Below are 19,484 nucleotides of genomic sequence, written 5' to 3'. Positions count from 1 at the left end.
GAGGATTGATTCAAAATGACAAATATTATTAAACCAAATCCAAAACTGTATGTTATGGATAATGGGCGAATGAGAATGGATAAGAATTGGATGATTGCAATGCATAATCCAGCAACAGTAGACAACCCCAATGCATCGGCTGAATTTGTTGAATTCCCGGTATATACAGTACTGATAGACCACCCAGATGGAAAAATCCTCTTTGATACAGCTTGCAATCCAAACTCAATGGGACAAAATGGTCGCTGGGGCGAAGCTACCCAGAAAATGTTCCCTATTGCCATGAGTGAAGAATGCTACCTTCACCACCGCCTTGAACAATTAAATGTCCGTCCTGAAGAAATTAAATACGTGGTGGCTTCACACCTTCATCTAGACCATGCTGGATGCCTGGAAATGTTTACAAATGCGACAATTATCGTTCATGAAGACGAATTGAATGGAACGCTACAGACTTACGCCCGTAATCAAAAAGAAGGAGCCTATGTCTGGGCTGATATTGACGCTTGGATTAAAAACAATCTTCAGTGGCGCACAATCAAGCGTCAAGAGGATAACCTGAAGCTTGCACCTGGCATCAGTATTCTGAACTTCGGCAGTGGACATGCATGGGGAATGCTTGGGCTTCATGTGGAAATGCCTGAAACTGGCGGAATTATTTTGGCTTCAGATGCCATCTATACCGCTGATAGCTTCGGACCACCTGTAAAGCCGCCAGGAATTATCTATGACTCACTTGGTTACAACAATGCAGTTGAAAAAATACGGAGAATCGCAAATGAAACTAATTCTCAGGTCTGGTTTGGGCATGATTCGAACCAATTTAAAACATTCCGGAAATCCACTGAGGGCTACTATGAGTAAGGAAGCGTGTCGAAATTTTTTGATATACCACCAATGGGTCAAACTGGTGATAAATCAACATTTATCCGAGGGAGGGTAATATATGAGTATTTCAAAATTAGTTTTTCCACCATTAAGTTATACTGGCTGGGGTTCACTTCAAAACCTTGTACCTGAAATAGAAAAATACCAGGTTAAAAAAATTCTTGTCGTGACTGATCCAGTGCTTGCACAGATTGGGCTAGTCGATAGAGTAACAGAACCCTTGAAAGAAAACGGCTATGAAGTGACTCTCTATACTGAAGTCATCCCAGAGCCTCCACTTGAGGTGGGAGAGAAGCTGGTCTCTTTTACAAGAGAAGGCGAGTTTGATATGATCGTGGGTGTTGGCGGCGGAAGTGCACTTGACCTAGCAAAGCTAGCCGCAGTGATGGCCGATCATGAAGGACCTGCTGCGGACTATTTGAATCTAAGCGGCACTAAAAAAATAGAGAAAAAAGGCTTGCCCAAAATCCTCATTCCTACTACTTCAGGAACAGGTTCAGAAGTAACTAATATATCCGTTCTTTCACTTGAAACAACCAAGGATGTTGTCACCCATGATCACTTGCTCGCAGATGTGGCGATTGTCGATCCTGAACTAACCCTGTCCGTCCCTGCGCGGGTTACAGCAGCCACTGGCATTGATGCTCTAACACATGCAGTCGAAGCATATGTATCAGTGAATGCGAGCTTAACAACAGATGGACTGGCTCTTCAAGCGATTCGATTGATTTCTCGTTCTTTACGCAAAGCAGTTGAAGACGGAAGCGACAAACAGGCTCGAATAGACATGAGCAATGGAAGCTATATTGCCGGTCTTGCCTTCTTTAACGCAGGAGTTGCCGGGGTACATGCACTTGCATATCCTCTTGGCGGCCAATTCCATTTAGCCCATGGCGAATCAAACGCGGTCCTGTTGCCATACGTAATGGGTTATATTCGGAAAAGCTGTCAAACTAGAATGGCCAACATCCTGAATGCATTAGGGGGCAACTCGGATTTCCTATCAGATGAAGAAGCTTCTTACAGATGTGTGGAAGAACTGGAACGTCTGGTAAAAGATGTAGGCATCCCCGCAACTTTATCAGAATTCAACATCCCTGATTCAGCTCTCGAAAGCCTTACCCAGGATGGAGCGAAACAAAAGAGATTGCTCTCCAGAAGCCCTCTTCCATTAGAAGAAAAAGACATCAGGGAGATTTATAAAGCCGCTTTTAAAGGTAAAATTACTGAACCTGAAACAGAGCGAGTGTATAGAAAAAGCTAAAAATTTAATAGGAACTTTATTAAGCGAACAAACGGAAGTTTTACGAAAAGAAGGCACAAGGAGCGGTTTTAACTGCGCCTCGTGCCTTTTGATTTAAGATTCTTATTCCGCACCCAGGGGGCCAAGGGGGTCAGACCCCCTGGGAATTAACGCAGTAAAGCGCTGGGGGTCAGACCCCGTTCTAGCCCCCATTCTATCCTTGATCCAGACCAGTTCACAGGCTTGCAGAATCCAGTCATAGCCAGATTAAGTGAAGGGATGCTTCAGGTCGGGCTGAGTTTATTTACCAATCTGCCGATTATTTTTGCATTGGGCATTGCCATTGGCTTATCGGGAGGATCAGGTATTGCAGCCCTTGCGGCGTTGCTTGGCTATATTCATCATGAACCAAACGATTTCTTTTGCCTTGAACATCACCCCCGAAATGGCAGCAAAGAGCGGGGAATATGGGATGGCATTGGGAATACCAACCCTTGAGACGGGGGTTCTTGGCGGTATAGTTGTTGGTCTGCTTGCGGTGTATATCTATCGCAAGTTCCATAAGTTTCAGCCGCCAGAAATGCTGGGCTTTTTCGCTGGTGATCGTTCAGTTGGGATTGCCATGGTTTTCGCTTCCATCGGTTTGGCATTTGCCATGATGCTGATCTGGCCGCCAATCCAAGGTGTCATCAACAAAACGGCTGAAATCATCGCATCTGATGCGACAAATCCTATTTATATCGGACTGTACGGCGCACTTGAGAGGTTGCTGATTCCGACGGGCTTGCATCACATCTGGTATGCACCATTCCTGTGGACGGGGCTCGGCGGAACTGCGGAAGTTGCCGGGAAAATTGTTTCCGGTGACCAGTATTTATTCCTTGCACAAATTGCTGCCGGAGTAGAAGTAACAGCTGGACGTTTCATGGCAGGAAAGTTCCCAATCATCATGTTTGGCTTGCTGGGTGCGGCGCTTGCCATGTACAAACGAGCAGATGCCGACAAGAAGCCAATCGTAAAAGGGATGTTGATTGCTGCGGCAGGGACGGCTTTCCTGACGGGAATTACGGAACCGATTGAGTTCACATTCCTGTTTGTCGCACCCTTGTTATATGTATTGCATGCAATTTTAACAGGAATTTCATTTGCTGCAGCCTACATCCTCGATGTCCATCTTGGCTGGGCAGGCGGCTCCGGATTGATTGATTTCATCCTTGTGAATGTTTTACCTGGAACACCGAGATGGTGGATGAATTTCGTGCTTGGTGCCGCGTTCTTTGCGATTTACTATTTTACCTTCAGCTTCGCGATCAATAAATGGAATATTGCCACTCCGGGACGCGGAGGGCAAGAGGCAAAGCTGTTCACCAGAAATGATTACAACGCGAAGAAAAAAGGCAAGTCAGGATCTAAGGCAGAGAGGAATAAAGAGTTGGCGCTGCACATCATCACCGCATTAGGCGGGCCACAGAATATAGTGCAAGCCGATGCCTGCTTCACGCGCTTACGTGTAGAAGTCAAGGAAATCAAGCAAGTGAAAGAAGATGATTTAAAGGCTTTAGGAGCAGCAGGGGTAGTGAAAATCAAGAACAATATCCAGGCGATTTTCGGTGGGAATTCGGACCTGTATAAAAATGAAATCAATGAACTGCTCCAATCTGATTCGCTGGAGGAAGAACTGTGGGAAGTAGCGGCAGGTCAAAGCGATCAGCAAGAAAAAGCGGTTAAAGTAACACCTGTGTTAAGCGTGGACTTTAGTGAAATTGGTTCACCGATGGCAGGAAGGGTGATTCCCCTTTCAGAGGTTCCGGATCCTGTTTTTGCAGGCAAGATGATGGGCGATGGTTTCGCAATCGAGCCTTCAAAAGGAAAGGTTGTCTCACCAGTAAATGGAGAAATCACTTCGATTTTCCCGACAAAGCATGCGATTGGGATCACATCTGAAGAAGGACTTGAAGTACTGGTTCACGTTGGCATCAACACGGTGAACCTCGATGGAAAAGGCTTCGATCTGTTCGTAAAAGAAGGCCAACAGGTAACCAGGGGACAAGAACTGTTACAGGCAGACATCGACTACATCAATGAACATGCAACATCCAGCACCACCATTATCGCTTTCACCAATCTGAAAAGTGATGAAGAAATCAAATTAACCAAAGCAAATCAAGTAAAACATGGCGAAACCCATTTGATTTCCCTTCAGCACAAGCAGCAAAAAGGACATAGGTAAATGTGAAAAGCACCGGCCAATTTTGGGTGGTGCTTTTCCGCTACCACAACGGCAGTATCAAAAAGGCAGCCTTTCATGATTAAGGTTCGTTTAATGCAAAACCCTTTGTATGAAAATAGAAATTCATTTTCATTGTAGATGGTGGCTACGGATTCGTAGCCATGGTGGTATCTAATGCTTTTTAAATATGTCATTAATGGATTTAGAACGGATATTAAGCGGATTTTCACATAAAAAGTTGCAAGACCCGTTTTCCATGGCATGTGATTGACAATCGTTTAAATAAATTATATGTTTAATGTGAAAACGTTTTCCTAAAAGGGGATTAGCAGATTATGAATTTAACCATAAAGGATATTGCCAGGATGGCAGGCGTCTCTGTTTCATCGGTTTCCCGTGTCATAAATAATAGTAAACCGGTAAATGATCATATAAAAGAAAAGGTTGAGAAGGTAATCCGAGAAACAAACTTCCGGCCGAATGCCGTAGCCAGGGGCTTGATAAGTAAGTCAACAAATTTAATCGGTGTGATTCTTCCGCAGATTAATTATATTTCCGCTGAATTAATCAACGGTATTGAGGGGGTTGCAAACAAGAATGGGTACAATATCATCTTGAGTAATACAAGATTAAATCCTGATTTGGAATTGAATGCCCTTCAGCTTTTTAAGGATAAACAGGTAGATGGCATTATCTTATCCTCCATCGATATGTCTGAACGTCATATTCAATTAATTCAAGATAATAAAATCCCGGTTGTGGTGGTAGGCCAAAAAACGACAGACCATGCAATACCATGGGTGGATGTGGACAATTACAGGCCAATTACAGAAATTGTCAGGTATTTAATACGCTGTGGCCATGAGAAAATTGGAATGATTCATGGGCCGCTGATTGACAAGTCAGCAGGTGATTCGCGGTATAGGGGGTTCATAGAGGAAATGGAACGGAAAAATCTATCCGTGAATCCTAAATTCGTGGGTGAAAGCAATTTTTCGTCCAAGGATGGTTATCTTGCAATGGAAAAAATATTGAAGTGTGAAGACATACCGACAGCCGTGGTTTGCGCTTCAGATACCATTGCGATAGGAGCGAAAAATTGTGCGGAAGATCTTGGGTATCGTATACCGGAGGATATCTCTATTGTAGGTTTTGATGATATTGAACTCGCTACGTTGGTGAGGCCCAAATTAACAACTGTTCAGGTTTGTTTTGAGACGATGGGTTCGAAAGCAATGGAAACTTTATTGCAATCAATTGAATTTAAACCGGTCAATCTGGAAAATTACTTGGATTATAGATTGATCATACGTGATAGTGTCAAGGTAGTTGCTGATGATTTGGGAACAAAGATATAAGTGTTTAATTATTATCGATTTAGAGGAAATCGTTTTCACAAAAAGGTTGTAAAAGGGTAATCTCTGTAATATAATCATAGATAAGAAAAGGAGGAAAACCTTTTCATAAACTTAAAGGGGATGAAAATACAACCTACTTATCTAGAAATCTTTTTAAATTGGAAGCGCTTTATATTTTTATATGTGGGTTTCAGCAGAAAACTTATAATCAAGGAGGACGATTTACAGATGTTCCATTTCAAGAGCAATACAGGCTTCTTCAAAAAGACGGCTATAGTTGGAATTGTAACCGCTTTATCCCTTTCGCTGGCGGCTTGTTCTGGCGATTCAGATCAAAGTGCAAGCGAATCGAAGGATAGCAAGATCAGTATTATTGTGACGAATGGTAAAGGTGAAATCGACGCTCAATTCAAACAAGCTGCAAAGGATTTTATGGCAGAAAACAAAGACATCAATGTCCAGGTTGAGTCGGTCGCTGTCGGAGATCCGATGAATGTTTTTGACAAACTTACCGCATCAGGAAAGACGGTAACAATGGCCATGTTTTCTCCATTTGATGCAACACATAAATATAAAGATGTAGGTATGGACCTATCAGGGGAAAAATGGAACGACGAAACAAATGATGCAATTAAAAGCGAGGACGGCACGATAATTGGCTTTCCGTTTGCTATCGAGGGAATGGGGCTTGTTTATAACAAGCAAGTTGTAGAAAAAGCTGTCGGAGGAGAGTTTGATCCTTACTCCATTAATACTCAAGATAAATTTAAAGAGCTGCTGGATAAAATCAAGTCATCAGGTGTCGAATATCCTGTTGCCTACCAGACTGAAGCATGGTCTGTTTCAAACCACTACAGCTCATTATTCTTGAATCAATCAGAAGACCCTAACACTGTCCTTAAAGAAGTAACAGACGGAAAATTTGATTACATGAAGAATGACGTATGGAACGGCTACTATAACACAATGGATATTTTAGCTTCCGAAGAGTATAACAAGTTCGGTAAACGTCCAACAGGCCAGTACTATGATGCTGCCCACGTTGCTGTCGGCAATGGGGATTCTGCGATTCTCTTCAACGGCAACTGGGCTTTTGATTCACTGAAGGCTCTAGAAGGATCGGATTTCGGTTTCATGCCAGTCCCTGTAGACAACGACCCTGAAAATCCTTTGAACAATAAAATTATTGCTGGCCCAACACAGGCTCTAGTCATCAATAAGAAGGCGACTGAAGAACAACAAGATGCTGCCAAGAAGTTCTTGGATTGGCTAGTATATGGTGAAGCAGGACAGGATTTCATCGTGAATAAATCACAAATCATTTCTGCATTCAAAAATAACCCTAATAAAGTAACGAACCCGCTAGGTATTGCCATTAGTGATGCTCTTGTTGAAAACAAAACGCTTCCATTTAGCACGAACTATATCAATACAGGTGATTGGACTACAATCCTTGGACCTGAAGTCCAAAAGTATGTTGCGAAGCAAAGCTCAAGAGCTGACCTTGCAAAAGCATTTGAAAACTACTACAAAAGCAACAAGGAATAAACAGATAACAAAAAAAGCGGCGGATTGTATTATCCCCTGCTTTTTTTGCTAAATAACAGGATGTGATCATGATGAAGAAAAGGAAAAATCTTGGTGATATTGGCAATTCAGCTTTGTTTCTAGGTCCGACTTTACTATTTTTCAGTATGACTGTTTTGATTCCATTTGCATATGGACTGTTTCTTACCTTCAATAAAATGGATACACCTGCAGATCCGGTTCAGTTCGCAGGTCTGTTGAATTATATTAGCGCTATAAACGACCAGGAATTCTGGAAATCAATGTGGCTGACTGTGAGGTTTGTCGTGGCGACCGTGTTTTTTGTGAATCTTGTGGGATTTGGATTGGCTTACCTTGTTACGTCTGGGCTACGGATTCAGAATACGTTAAGAACTGCCTATTTTACGCCAAATCTCATCGGCGGATTGGTGCTGGGATATATTTGGCAGTTCATTTTTGTCCAATCGTTGCCGGCACTGGGAACGAAATTGGGAATCAGCTGGCTTGAACTTGGATGGCTTGGCGATCCGACAATGGCCTTTTGGTCTCTTGTCATCGTTACTATATGGCAAACATCTGGCTACATGATGATTATTTTTATTGCTGGTTTGATCAGTGTGCCAAAGGAGCTGATTGAAGCAGCCAAAATTGACGGTGCTGGCCCGCTCAAAAGACTTCTAAATGTCACCTTGCCATTGATGGTTCCTTCCTTTGTTGTCACTGTGTTCCTGTCGCTGAAGAATGCCTTCATGGTTTATGACCTTAACTTTGCCTTAACGGCTGGAGGTCCATATGGAACTACCAAAATGGTTTCGATGCATGTTGTAAATAAAGCATTTATTGAATCAAACTATGGAACAGGGCAAGCAGAAGCGATCATTCTCTTCATCATTGTCGCGATTGTCACAGGTGTCCAGGTCTATACGAGTAAAAAAATGGAGGTGCAGGCATAGTGCGTAACCAAAGAATAATTTCTTCAACCTTCCTTTACTTGCTGTCCATTATTGCGTTAGTTGCTTTTATCTTTCCTTTTGTGTTACTCATCATTAATTCATTTAAGTCCAATGGAGAGATATTGACAAGTCCATTCGCACTGCCGGAAAAATTGGACTTCTCACAATTCATTGAGGTTTATAATTTAATGAACTTTGGAGTCACTTTTACAAACTCTTTCATCGTTACTACTTTGAGCACATTTTTCATCGTCTTTTTCTCAGCGATGGCTGCTTACCATTTGGTTAGAAGGCCGTCCAAGTTCAATAAATTCTTTTTCACGGTGCTGGTGGCATCAATGGTCATTCCGTTCCAATCGTTGATGATACCACTTATTTATATTTACGGAGCAAAACTCCAATTAATAGATGCAATTCCTATTCCGCTATTGATTATCTTTTACCTTGGATTTGGAAGTGCTCTTTCAGTCTTCATGTTCCATGGGTTCATCAAAGCGATACCTATCGAAGTAGAAGAGGCGGCAAAAATTGATGGATGCAGTACACTGCAAACATTTTTCCTCATCGTTTTTCCGATGTTAAAACCGATTGCTGTCACCATTTCCATCCTGAATGTTTTATGGATTTGGAACGATTACCTGCTGCCATCACTCGTTTTGAACCATCCTGATGTGTATACAATGCCTGTCCAAATGAAGGTCTTTAATGGTACGTACATGAACAACTGGGAATTGCTGATTCCTGCCATTCTTCTGACAGTCATTCCGATCCTGGTGATGTATATTATTGGCCAACGCTCGATCATTAATGGAGTCATGCAAGGATCTATCAAGTAAAAAAAGCAACTTAGAGATGAGAGGATAATAAAATGAACCATTCGCAACCGTGATGTGATGACTGTCGGCGAAGCGAGTGGAGTAGGTGTTCCTGATGCGGACCGGTGGGTAGGGGAAGAAAATGGCTGTTTCAACATGATCTTTCCATTTGAATTCCTCAAGCTCTGGGACAAGGATGTAAATGATTCAGTGGATGTCCGAGCACTGAAAAAAGTGTTGATACAAGTGAATTGGTATTGAATAACTACCAAATTCCAACAAAGAAACTAAAGAAACAGTTTACACTTAAACCATTTGAAACGAGGGTTTATTTATTGAAGTAAGAATAAGGGGTTTTGTGCCACCCTGGACTTTTTCAGTCGTTTAATTTAAAGCCACTCAAGGTAAAGCCTGGAGGACAAATAATGCATACACCATTGGAAAGAAACATCGAATTCGAACAAAAAGGTAATGATATCTTAACAATCGGCGAAGTCCTTATAGATATGATATCGGATGAGTATGTGAAAGGAGATGGATCCACTACCTATAGGAACTATTTTGGCGGATCTCCTGCTAACATTGCCATGAACGCGAAAAAACTTGGGATCCACTCGATAGTAGCATCTGCCGTCGGAAATGATGGCATGGGGAGGTTCCTTATCAATCATCTTAATGAAGAGGGCATTGAATCGGGGTTGGTCCAGAAAGTGGACACATCTACAAGTATGGTCGTTGTCACAAAGAGCAAAGGAACCCCAATTCCAATCTTTTATCGCGGAGCAGATTATCAGATAGAATATACGCAAAAACTAGAAAAAGCCCTGCTTGATTCTAAAATCGTTCATTTTTCCTGCTGGCCAATTTCGATGGAACCAGCTCGGCAAACTATTAATAAAGTACTGGAAGTAGCAAGTGAAAATGGAATTTTGATCTCTTTTGATCCTAACTATCACCCTTTGATTTGGCAAAAAGGAGAAAACGGTATCGAATATGTGAAATCAATCATTAGGAAGGTGGATATTATTAAGCCATCTGAAGATGATGCGGAGCGTCTGTTTGGGAAAGATATCCCTGAAAACCAGCTCCAGAAATTCTTTGGTCTTGGAGCAAAGCTTGTCATTATGACTTTAGGAAAAGATGGAGCAATCGTTTCAAATGGAAAGGAAATCATTCGTTTAGATTCATTGGCGACTGAGGTAGTCGACACAACCGGGGCCGGGGATGCATTCTGGTCGGGCTTTTATACAGCTTTAATTAAAGGCTACACTATCAGGGAAGCATTGCAGCTTGGTTCTGCTTCCAGTGCCTTCAAATTAAAATATACTGGTGCAGTGGCAAATCTGCCAAAGTTGGAAAACTTAAAAGAACTATACGGATTATAGGAGGAAAGGAAATGGCAGTTAAAAACCAAGTGCAGCTTATTACCTACCCGGATTCACTGGGTGGTGATCTTAAGGCCCTGAACCATGCCCTGGAAAAGTATTTCAAGGATATTTTTAAGGGTGGTATCCATATTCTCCCTCCGTTCCCATCCTCGGGGGATAGAGGATTTGCACCGCTCACCTATCTGGAAATAGAACCGAAGTTTGGAACATGGGAAGATCTCAAAAAGATTGGCGAGAATTTTGATCTACTTGTTGATCTTATGGTTAACCATATTTCCCAGAAATCTGAGTATTTTCAGGACTTCATGAAAAAAGGGCGTCATTCCAAGTATACTGATCTGTTCATTACGCTTGATAAAATCTGGAAAGATGGTAAGCCAGTCCAGGAAGACATCGACAAAATGTTTCTTCGCCGCGAGCTCCCTTATTCCACTTTTGTAATAGAGGAGACCGGCGAGGAAGAATCAGTGTGGACAACATTTGGGAAAACAGATCCTTCAGAACAAGTCGACCTGGATATCAAATCAGAACATGTTAGGAAACTGCTTAAAGTATTCTTTGAGAATTTCAAAGAAAATAATGTGAAAATAGTCCGTCTAGATGCAGTTGGCTATGTCGTGAAAAAGTTAGGAACAAGCTGTTTCTTTGTAGAGCCGGATATTTATGAATTCCTTGATTGGATTATGGAACTCGCGCAATCATTAGACATTGAATTGCTTCCGGAGGTCCATGCCCATTATTTAATTCAAAACAAGCTAGCAGACCATGAATTTTGGATTTATGATTTCATTTTGCCATACAGGGTTCTTGATACATTGGTGAATAAATCAAGCACAGACTTGAAGGCTTACTTGAAGGACCGTCCTCATAAACAGTTCACGATGCTAGATTGCCATGACGGTATTCCTGTCAAGCCGGATTTAGATGATTTGATTGATACGAAAGCAGCAAGAAAACTGGTTGACGTTGCCTTAGATCGGGGCTCGAACCTGAGTTTGATCATGAGTGATGAGCATAAGGCAGAAGACGGGTTTGATGTGCATCAAATAAGATGTTCCTACTATTCCGTCCTTGATGCCGATGACGATGCGTACTTGGCAGCGAGAGCGATCCAGTTCTTTACCCCAGGCATCCCGCAAGTTTATTACGTAGGAATGCTCGCAGGTGAAAATGATGTCGAGAATGTGGAGAGAACAGGAGAAGGGCGCGAAATCAACCGTCACAACTTTACCCTTGAAGAGATTGAACAGTCACTTAAAAAAGAGGTAGTCCAGCGATTAATGAAGCTGATACGCTTCCGAAACGAGTATGGTGCATTCAATGGAGAATTCGAAGTCCTCGAATCCAAGGACGATACTATTCGACTTAAGTGGAGCAAGGGAGCGGAACAGTGTTGGCTGTTTATTGATCTAAATTCAAATCGCGCAGAGATAGAATACACTGATCGTAATGGAGAACTGGTTCAATACATAGTCTGATTTTGGTTCGCCAAAAATAATTATATGTCATCAATAAGGCATGAGTGGGTTGAATTCACTCATGCCTTTCCAAATTAATTATGCCCCATGTCCCCGCTTATTGGGGGTCATGACTAAAATAAGTATAACGTCTCAGTTTAATCTTCCAGGATCTCACTGAAAGTTATTTGTACACCCTCGATTCTGGTAGATTGTACGGACTCGTGGAAAGTAGGTAACTGTTGGAACGATTCCTTGACTAAGAAGTAATGGAGTTTTTGTTTCAATCTTTAGAGGCATCGACTGTTGGGAAAGCAGATGAAGAAACAATATAGCAAACAATTTAATGATAAGAAGGGCAACTGCAAAGTAAAAAATACGTATTTTAACAAGATTACCAGTGGAGAGGATTTTACAAACGGAAAACCTCATCCAGATATTTTTCTCCGTGCCGCAAATGAACTAGGCTGTTTTACAGAAAACTGCATAGTAGTCGAAGACTCCTTCAACGGAGTAACAGCAGCAAAAAAAGCAGGAATGTACTGCATCGGGGTAAAGCATAAAGATATTACAATGGATTTATCAGGTGCAGACCTGATTGTTGATTCATTAATAGAAGTACCAATTGATATAATAATCGCGGAAGTTAATAAACATGACGCAAAAACATAAAGGTTTATGCAATACATGGGGACGGTGTACACCTTCCAGAAGTCGAAATAAAATGGGAGAACCAGGTATTTTTTAATATTAAAGTTGAGGGCTTACTGTTCACTCTGTCGAATTAATTCTGGCATTCCCTAGGCTAGGGTATTAGAATTCAATTACAATATTTTACAGTCATTTCAGATCGCCAGTCAATAGGCATCGTTAGTAGTTGTATTTGAAAAGAGATAAACGATAATTTTTTAAAACAGATTGTGGAATGTGGTATTCTTCTTCAATAGGACACCTCTTCCGTAGTTTGTTTGTCAGCAAACATCAATCGACAAGAAAGGTGTCCTTTTGGTATAAACTTTTGGATTTTTTGCTAAATGAATATCCAGGCTGAAACCAATTCACTTAATAATGGAAAAAATCCGGAATAATGTATATTTATATGTAACCCCAGAAAACGATGGTGCAGGAGAGAAAAACATGGTCATTGGGTGCCTTGACAAAGGCCATGTGCACCCGATATGATCTCAGATGAAAACTTTTTCAGGCCGCTTCTCTTGGTGCAACGATTGCAGAAAGGGTGTATCGTTATTAAAAGATTTAAGGAAGCTGTTTGTCTGTTTTAAACTGAGCAGTTCATTTACCCAAACCGAGAAAACTTAGTTTTATATAAAAATCCGCTGAAAAGATTCCAAGAATTATAGAACGGGTCAAGGATATACAGTTGTTCAGCCTTTAAGGGAGAAGAGGAAAAAGCTATGGATATATTTGATATTGCATCCAAAATGTTGTCTATTATCATTCTTTTTATCGCAGGTTACCTCATGAGAAAGAGTGGTTTCTTAAAGGTAGACACCATTGCAGATTTAAAAAAATTGATTATAAATGTTTCTTTGCCATCGCTGATATTTTTATCATTTTCTAAAACGGAAGTTCATCTTGACCACTTGGTTATTATAGTAACGGTATTTTTCGCCTGTGTTTTTATGCTACTTGTGGGTTATGCATTAAAAAAAGTGCTAAAAATAGAATCAACTTATTTTCCGCTACTTCTTTCAGGGTTTGAAGCTGGAATGCTAGGATATTCGATTTTTGCTTTGTTCTTTGGGAAAGATCAAATCATAAAATTTGCAATCGTTGACCTGGGTCAGGTTATTTTTGTCTTTTTTATCCTTGCAAGCATCCTTATCAAACATCGCGATGGTAATGAGAACATGCCTGTACATTTCTCTGCTTTCTTCAAAAATCCGATCATTCTGGCAATCATTCTTGGTGTTTTGGTCAATAAAATTGGAGTGAGCACCTGGTTATATGAAACATCTTTAACTAATTCCTTACTTCAGACGCTTGAGCTTATTGGTAATGTGACTACACCGTTAATTTGCATTGTAATTGGATATGAACTGATTTTTGAACGAACCCATTTAAAAATGATCGGAATGGCAATTGTGATAAGAATGAGTTTTTGGGCTTTTATTGGATACCTAATTTCCGAGGTCTTGGTAAAGAAAGTGCTTAATCTTGGTTCAGAATACCAGGCTGCCATTTACATGATGTTTGTTCTCCCTCCGCCGTTTGTTATACCGATTTTCATGAGGGAGGGAGAGAAAGACAAGAATTTTGTGAATAATGTCCTCTCCATACATACCATGTTAACATTGGCGGCAATGGTTTTTATAAGTTATTTCTATTTGTAGGATAATTTTTTGATATGTTAAGTTAGGGAATTAAAAAAATAAAATCGTATCTTAATTAAAGGGCATATGAAATACAAAAAAGTTTGTTTATCTTATAGACAAACAAAGATGAAATTGTTAAAATTAATGTATCTTAAAATTTAAAAATAAGAGAGGAAAATGGTTTATGAAAAAATGTAAGGGTTTTCTTACGATAATGTTTGTATTTCTTTTAATGTTAGTTGTTTCTGCCTGTGGACAGGATGCTGGCAGCAATAGTGCTAGTAGTAATGACGTTAAAAACAAGGGAGATGGCAAGCTAAGAATAGGACTGTCGGTCTCCGATTTAACATTAGAACGCTGGCAGCATGACAGAGATTTCTTTGTTGATAAAGCTGAGGGATTAGGTGCAGAAGTATTGGTTCAATCGGCAAATGGTGATGAGGCAAAACAAGTTTCACAGATTCAGAACATGATTTCTCAAGGCATTGATGCACTTGTCATTATCGCAATCAACTCTGATGCTCTTACAACAGTAGTGGATCAGGCAAAAGCTGAAGGGATACCTGTTCTTGCTTATGACCGATTAATAAATGGTACTGATATTGATGCTTATGTTTCCTTTGATAATGTAAGAGTAGGAGAAATGCAGGCAGAGTATTTAGTAGAAAAAGTGCCAACAGGAAAGTATTTCTTGATGGGCGGCTCCCCAACTGACAATAATGCAAAAATGTTCAGAGAGGGCCAAATGAATATCATCCAGCCGCTTGTTGATAAAGGTGAAATTGAAATCGTTGGTGACCAGTGGGCAAAAGGCTGGGACGCAAACGAGGCTCTTAAAATCATGGAGAACGCTTTAACTGCCAATAAGAATGATATTGATGTGGTGGTTGCCTCAAATGATAGTACTGCAGGTGGGGCGATTCAAGCACTAGAGGCTCAAGGTCTTGCAGGTAAGGTTGCTATTTCCGGTCAAGATGCTGACTTGGCAGGTGTTCAGCGCATTGCTGAAGGGCTTCAAACAATGACAGTCTATAAACCTATTAAAGCGATTGCCGAGAAAAGTGCAGAGGTTGCCATACAACTGGCTAAGGGGGAAAAACCTGGAGCTGATTCAACAGTGAATAATGGAAAACTAGATGTACCTTTTATCAAACTTGATCCAATCAAGGTAGGAAAAGATAACATTGTTGATACAGTCATTAAGGACGGTTTTCACTCTTATGATGATGTTTATAAAAATGTTCCTGAAAGTGAGCGTCCAGCACGCCCTTAATATAAGGAATGAAGAATCATTAGCACTCCTGGCAAATCAAATGATAGGCAGTCAGTCTGGCTTTAAATTTGTTCGCCAGGATTTTTCTATCATGAAAAAACTACGAAATTTATGCTTTAGGTGGTGAATTGGAAATGACATCTTATGCTCTCGAAATGAAGGGTATTACGAAGGAGTTTCCCGGAGTTAAAGCTTTGGACAACGTTACCTTTTCAGTCCGTAAAGGTGAAATACATGCGCTTTGTGGAGAAAATGGTGCAGGAAAGTCAACCTTGATGAAAGTTTTAAGTGGGGTCTATCCACATGGTACATATGAGGGACAGATTTTAATAAATGGCCAGGAAGTTCAGTTTAAATCAATCAAAGAATCACAGGATGCTGGTGTAGCAATCATTTATCAAGAACTGGCATTGGTTGAGGATATGTCTGTGGCTGAGAATTTATTCTTGAGTCACGACTATATGAGAGCAAAAGTCATTAATTGGAACAGGATATATTCGGAAGCACAAAAATGGCTGGACCAAATTGGCCTTGGTATTGACCCACAGACCAGAGTGGGAGATTTGACAGTCGGAAAGCAGCAGCTAATTGAAATAGCGAAGGCTTTGACAAAAAAAACCGATATATTGATCCTTGATGAACCGACAGCAGCATTGACTGAAAGCGATGTAGAAATTTTGATGAAACTACTCAATGATCTCCGAGCAAAAGGTGTTACTTGCATCTACATATCCCACAAGCTTGGCGAGGTAATGACACTGGCGGATTCAGTCACGATTTTAAGAGATGGTCAGACAGTCAGCACAGATCCAATTAATCAGCTATCAGAGGAAAAAATCGTCACAAAGATGGTAGGTCGTGAATTAAAAGAGCTGTTTCCCTATGAAGCGCATCCCATCAGCAGTGAAAAGATCCTTGAGGTTCAAAACTACTCAGCGATTGACGAGATCGGAAAAACGGTTATTGATAATGTGTCTTTTTCCTTGAGAAAAGGTGAGATATTAGGAATTGCCGGGTTGATGGGTGCGGGAAGATCGGAATTATTCATCAGTCTTTTTGGCGGGCTGAAAGGAAAGAAGCAGGGCACTGTTTCGATAGATAATAAGGTAATGGATATTAAGAAGCCAGCAGATGCCATTAAAGCAGGACTTGCCTATGTATCCGAGGATCGTAAGCGATATGGCCTTGTCCTGGGCATGGATATTGCCAAGAATACGACATTGGCTGCTTTAAATAAGGTTATGAAACTGAAGGTGATTGACCAGGCTCTTGAAATAAAAAACGCATCTGAAATCAACAGCAGAATGAAGTTGAAAGCCCCGAACCTAGAAACGAAAGTAGGACAATTAAGTGGAGGGAACCAGCAGAAAGTGGTTTTAAGTAAATGGATCCTGAATGACCCTAAAGTATTGATCCTGGATGAGCCAACGAGAGGGATTGACGTTGGGGCGAAATATGAAATTTACAAAATCATCAATGAACTTGTCCAGCAGGGAGTAGGAGTTGTCATGATTTCTTCCGAGCTGCCGGAAGTTCTGGGGATGTCAGACAGGATCCTGGTCATGTCTGAAGGGACTATTACAGGCGAACTCTCAAGAGACGAAGCGACTCAAGAAAAAATCATGACATATGCAACAGGAGGGAAGAAACGTGAATCAATTGCCAACAGTTGAGAATACAGCAAAGGTGAATAGAGGGCTCAGCTTCAAGTTTGACTTGCAAGCGTACACTCTTATCATAGCATTAGTTTTAATAGCGATTATTTTTGGCTTTTTTACAGGCGGCGAGTTCTTATCTTCACGCAATATATCAAACTTATTTACTCAAATGTCCGTGATTGCGGTTCTTGCCATTGGGATGACTTTAATTATTGTGGCTGGTCATATTGATTTATCTGTGGGTTCATTAGTCGGTTTGACAGGTGGCATCGCTGCGATTCTACAAGTATGGTATGACTGGAACACTTTGATGGCAGTGCTTGCTGCAGTAGTGATTGGAGCAGTCTTTGGTTTATGGCAGGGATGGTGGGTCGCCTACAGGGCCGTACCAGCCTTCATCGTTACCCTTGGCGGGATGTTAATCTTCCGCGGAATTTTAATTGGTCTCAGCAAAGGGCAGACTGTTGCTCCGATGAATGCGAGCTTTAAAGAAATCGGAAACAGCTATTTCCCTTATATTCCAGGGTACATTCTTGCAATCATCAGCATTGCCTTGTTATTCTTTTGGACTGCCAGAAACCGAAAGAAGAGAGAGAGCATGGGGCTGATGCTGCCGTCTGCTAAATTGGATTATGGGAAGATTTCCGCCTATTCGTTCTTCATTCTATTGATTACTTATATGTTAAACCGCTATCTGGGGATTCCGCTTCCTATTTTGATTGTAGTTGTACTGGCGGGAATCTTTATTTTCATCTCCAATAAAACAGCATTTGGAAGATATGTATATGCAATTGGCGGTAATCAGGAAGCAGCTGCGCTTTCCGGTATTAATATTAAAAAGAACACACTCTGGGTTTTTATCACCATGGGTGCCCTTGCCGGAGTTTCAGGTGTTTTATTGACAAGCAGATTGAACGCCGCAACAGTAAGCGCAGGAAACATGTATGAGCTTGATGCCATTGCAGCCTGTGTCATTGGCGGAACAAGCTTGATTGGCGGCAAAGGTAAAATTGTTGGAGCGCTAATCGGTGCATTGATCATGGCAAGTATTGATAACGGGATGAGCATGATGAACATCGAAACCTTCTGGCAATATATTGTGAAAGGCTTAATTTTGATTGTTGCGGTTTGGATTGATATTTCAAGCAAGAAATAGACAGGGCCAGTTTGCATGACTTTTATAAGAAGGTCAGATTTAGTGTAGCGGCTAAGTTGGTCCGATTGATTGATCGTAAAAAGATGGTTATCGATTTCAGAAACTTTGCTGCAAAGTTTCTAATAAAATTCTTATTGATAGGTCGTATAATAAAGGGAGGAATGTTCCATGCGAAAAATTAAATGGGGAATCCTCAGTACCGCAAACATTGCCCAAACACAAGTCATTCCTGCAATTCAAAGATCGGCTATATCAGAGGTTGAAGCGATTGCAAGCTCTAATGGCAAAGCGGAAGCGGCAGCTGCGGAACTGAATATTCCGAGAGCATATGAAACGTATGAAGAACTGCTGCAAGATCCGAATATCGATGCTGTCTATATTCCCCTGCCTAACAGTCTACACCGGAAATGGGTTCTCGAAGCAGCCAGGCATGGCAAGCATATTCTTTGTGAAAAGCCGGCAGCGTTAACAGCAGGGGAAGTGATCGAGATGAAGAGGTACTGCGAGGAACAAAAGGTATTATTTATGGAAGCCTTTATGTATCAATTTCATCCTCAGCATAAGCGTGTGAAGGAGATCATTGCCTCAGGAGAAATCGGGGAAGTAAAGCTGATGAAAAGCAGTTTCTCCTTTTATATGGAGGACCGTGACACGAACATCCGAATGGATAGAAGTTTGGGTGGCGGCAGTATTTATGATGTTGGCTGCTATTGTATCCATGCAATGAGGACTATGTTAGAAGCCGAGCCTGTGAATATCCATGTGCGTGGCAAGCAAGATCCAGATACAGGTGTGGATGTTTCAGCTGTGGGATACATGGAATTCGATCAAGGTATTCAAGGTGTTTTTGATTGCAGCTTTGAAGCTTCATTCAGAAATGAATATGAGGTTGTAGGCACAAAGGGAAGAGTTTTCGTACCAAGAGCTTTCCGTCCGGATGTCAGTGACGGTGTAGGAACAATAACGGTTGAATCCGCTGGTCAGCAAAGAATTGAGCAGATTGAAGGAGACATTTATTTAGCTGAAATAGATCATTTTTCAGAAGCAATCCTCGAAAAGAAACCTTTGATTTATCCAGCAGAAAAAACCATCGCCAATATGCGTGTTATTGATGCCTGCTATTCATCTTTGGAAAAGAATGAGAAGATAACTTTATTATAAAGATTGGGTACACAAAACTT

The 19,484-nt window shown here is 41.1% G+C and carries 16 protein-coding genes and 1 pseudogene; all 17 read left to right on the top strand.

Annotated features, from left to right (window positions below; all coding sequences use genetic code 11):
* The first annotated feature begins 15 nt into the window (after nucleotides 1-15).
* Entirely contained in the window at nucleotides 16-864 is an 849-nt protein-coding gene (ahlS, locus tag J2S25_RS02010; RefSeq protein WP_044391009.1) for an AhlS family quorum-quenching N-acyl homoserine lactonase, read from the top strand.
* A gap of 82 nt (nucleotides 865-946) precedes the next feature.
* Nucleotides 947-2,152 (top strand): iron-containing alcohol dehydrogenase, encoded by a 1,206-nt coding sequence (locus tag J2S25_RS02005; protein ID WP_044391011.1) that lies wholly within the window; start codon nucleotides 947-949, stop codon nucleotides 2,150-2,152.
* Between the two features lie 222 nt (nucleotides 2,153-2,374).
* The gene (locus J2S25_RS02000; protein WP_307191094.1) at nucleotides 2,375-2,629 is read left to right on the top strand and encodes a PTS transporter subunit EIIC; all 255 of its coding nucleotides are present in this window, start codon (nucleotides 2,375-2,377) and stop codon (nucleotides 2,627-2,629) included.
* The gene (locus J2S25_RS01995) at nucleotides 2,604-4,361 is read left to right on the top strand and encodes a PTS sugar transporter subunit IIABC (protein WP_369293524.1); all 1,758 of its coding nucleotides are present in this window, start codon (nucleotides 2,604-2,606) and stop codon (nucleotides 4,359-4,361) included. Before J2S25_RS02000 ends, J2S25_RS01995 begins: the two co-directional genes overlap by 26 nt.
* 335 nt (nucleotides 4,362-4,696) lie before the next feature.
* On the top strand, nucleotides 4,697-5,719 hold the full coding sequence (locus tag J2S25_RS01990) for a LacI family DNA-binding transcriptional regulator (RefSeq protein WP_307191092.1): 1,023 nt from the start codon (nucleotides 4,697-4,699) through the stop codon (nucleotides 5,717-5,719).
* A gap of 228 nt (nucleotides 5,720-5,947) precedes the next feature.
* Nucleotides 5,948-7,267, top strand: a complete 1,320-nt coding sequence (locus J2S25_RS01985; protein WP_307191091.1) for an ABC transporter substrate-binding protein — start codon at nucleotides 5,948-5,950, stop codon at nucleotides 7,265-7,267.
* 68 nt (nucleotides 7,268-7,335) lie between these two features.
* Entirely contained in the window at nucleotides 7,336-8,220 is an 885-nt protein-coding gene (locus J2S25_RS01980; RefSeq protein ID WP_307191090.1) for a carbohydrate ABC transporter permease, read from the top strand.
* Nucleotides 8,220-9,056: a carbohydrate ABC transporter permease gene (locus tag J2S25_RS01975; protein WP_052806933.1), complete on the top strand. Its 837-nt coding sequence runs from the start codon at nucleotides 8,220-8,222 to the stop codon at nucleotides 9,054-9,056. The genes J2S25_RS01980 and J2S25_RS01975 overlap by 1 nt, the downstream gene beginning before the upstream one ends.
* A 36-nt stretch (nucleotides 9,057-9,092) precedes the next feature.
* Nucleotides 9,093-9,275 (top strand): annotated as a pseudogene (locus J2S25_RS01970) (glucohydrolase); the annotation flags it as partial.
* Nucleotides 9,276-9,460: 185 nt separating this feature from the next.
* Nucleotides 9,461-10,420: a carbohydrate kinase family protein gene (locus tag J2S25_RS01965; RefSeq protein ID WP_307191089.1), complete on the top strand. Its 960-nt coding sequence runs from the start codon at nucleotides 9,461-9,463 to the stop codon at nucleotides 10,418-10,420.
* Nucleotides 10,421-10,431: 11 nt separating this feature from the next.
* Complete coding sequence (gene gtfA, locus J2S25_RS01960) at nucleotides 10,432-11,901, top strand: sucrose phosphorylase (protein ID WP_307191088.1); 1,470 nt, start codon at nucleotides 10,432-10,434, stop codon at nucleotides 11,899-11,901.
* A 285-nt stretch (nucleotides 11,902-12,186) separates the two neighbouring features.
* Nucleotides 12,187-12,552, top strand: a complete 366-nt coding sequence (locus tag J2S25_RS01955) for an HAD family hydrolase (protein WP_307191087.1) — start codon at nucleotides 12,187-12,189, stop codon at nucleotides 12,550-12,552.
* Between the two features lie 743 nt (nucleotides 12,553-13,295).
* Nucleotides 13,296-14,234 (top strand): AEC family transporter, encoded by a 939-nt coding sequence (locus J2S25_RS01950; RefSeq protein WP_307191086.1) that lies wholly within the window; start codon nucleotides 13,296-13,298, stop codon nucleotides 14,232-14,234.
* Nucleotides 14,235-14,400: 166 nt separating this feature from the next.
* Nucleotides 14,401-15,489 (top strand): D-xylose ABC transporter substrate-binding protein, encoded by a 1,089-nt coding sequence (gene xylF / locus J2S25_RS01945; protein WP_307191085.1) that lies wholly within the window; start codon nucleotides 14,401-14,403, stop codon nucleotides 15,487-15,489.
* Between the two features lie 134 nt (nucleotides 15,490-15,623).
* Nucleotides 15,624-17,162, top strand: a complete 1,539-nt coding sequence (locus J2S25_RS01940) for a xylose ABC transporter ATP-binding protein (RefSeq protein ID WP_307191084.1) — start codon at nucleotides 15,624-15,626, stop codon at nucleotides 17,160-17,162.
* Entirely contained in the window at nucleotides 17,149-18,303 is a 1,155-nt protein-coding gene (locus J2S25_RS01935; RefSeq protein ID WP_307191178.1) for a sugar ABC transporter permease, read from the top strand. Before J2S25_RS01940 ends, J2S25_RS01935 begins: the two co-directional genes overlap by 14 nt.
* Nucleotides 18,304-18,471: 168 nt before the next feature.
* On the top strand, nucleotides 18,472-19,464 hold the full coding sequence (locus tag J2S25_RS01930; RefSeq protein WP_307191083.1) for a Gfo/Idh/MocA family protein: 993 nt from the start codon (nucleotides 18,472-18,474) through the stop codon (nucleotides 19,462-19,464).
* Nucleotides 19,465-19,484: the final 20 nt, after the last annotated feature.

This window comes from Mesobacillus stamsii (assembly GCF_030814065.1).
Classification (GTDB): domain Bacteria; phylum Bacillota; class Bacilli; order Bacillales; family Cytobacillaceae; genus Mesobacillus; species Mesobacillus stamsii.
This window is presented reverse-complemented; position numbering and strand designations above follow the sequence as displayed.

Excerpts from the sequence above, each read along its gene's own strand:
- ahlS (WP_044391009.1), top strand. The coding sequence starts at position 16 with ATGACAAATATTATTAAACCAAATCCAAAACTGTATGTTATGGATAAT.
- J2S25_RS02005 (WP_044391011.1), top strand. The coding sequence starts at position 947 with ATGAGTATTTCAAAATTAGTTTTTCCACCATTAAGTTATACTGGCTGG.
- J2S25_RS01995 (WP_369293524.1), top strand. The coding sequence starts at position 2,604 with ATGGCATTGGGAATACCAACCCTTGAGACGGGGGTTCTTGGCGGTATA.
- J2S25_RS01990 (WP_307191092.1), top strand. The coding sequence starts at position 4,697 with ATGAATTTAACCATAAAGGATATTGCCAGGATGGCAGGCGTCTCTGTT.
- J2S25_RS01985 (WP_307191091.1), top strand. The coding sequence starts at position 5,948 with ATGTTCCATTTCAAGAGCAATACAGGCTTCTTCAAAAAGACGGCTATA.
- J2S25_RS01980 (WP_307191090.1), top strand. The coding sequence starts at position 7,336 with ATGATGAAGAAAAGGAAAAATCTTGGTGATATTGGCAATTCAGCTTTG.
- J2S25_RS01965 (WP_307191089.1), top strand. The coding sequence starts at position 9,461 with ATGCATACACCATTGGAAAGAAACATCGAATTCGAACAAAAAGGTAAT.
- gtfA (WP_307191088.1), top strand. The coding sequence starts at position 10,432 with ATGGCAGTTAAAAACCAAGTGCAGCTTATTACCTACCCGGATTCACTG.
- J2S25_RS01950 (WP_307191086.1), top strand. The coding sequence starts at position 13,296 with ATGGATATATTTGATATTGCATCCAAAATGTTGTCTATTATCATTCTT.
- xylF (WP_307191085.1), top strand. The coding sequence starts at position 14,401 with ATGAAAAAATGTAAGGGTTTTCTTACGATAATGTTTGTATTTCTTTTA.
- J2S25_RS01940 (WP_307191084.1), top strand. The coding sequence starts at position 15,624 with ATGACATCTTATGCTCTCGAAATGAAGGGTATTACGAAGGAGTTTCCC.
- J2S25_RS01930 (WP_307191083.1), top strand. The coding sequence starts at position 18,472 with ATGCGAAAAATTAAATGGGGAATCCTCAGTACCGCAAACATTGCCCAA.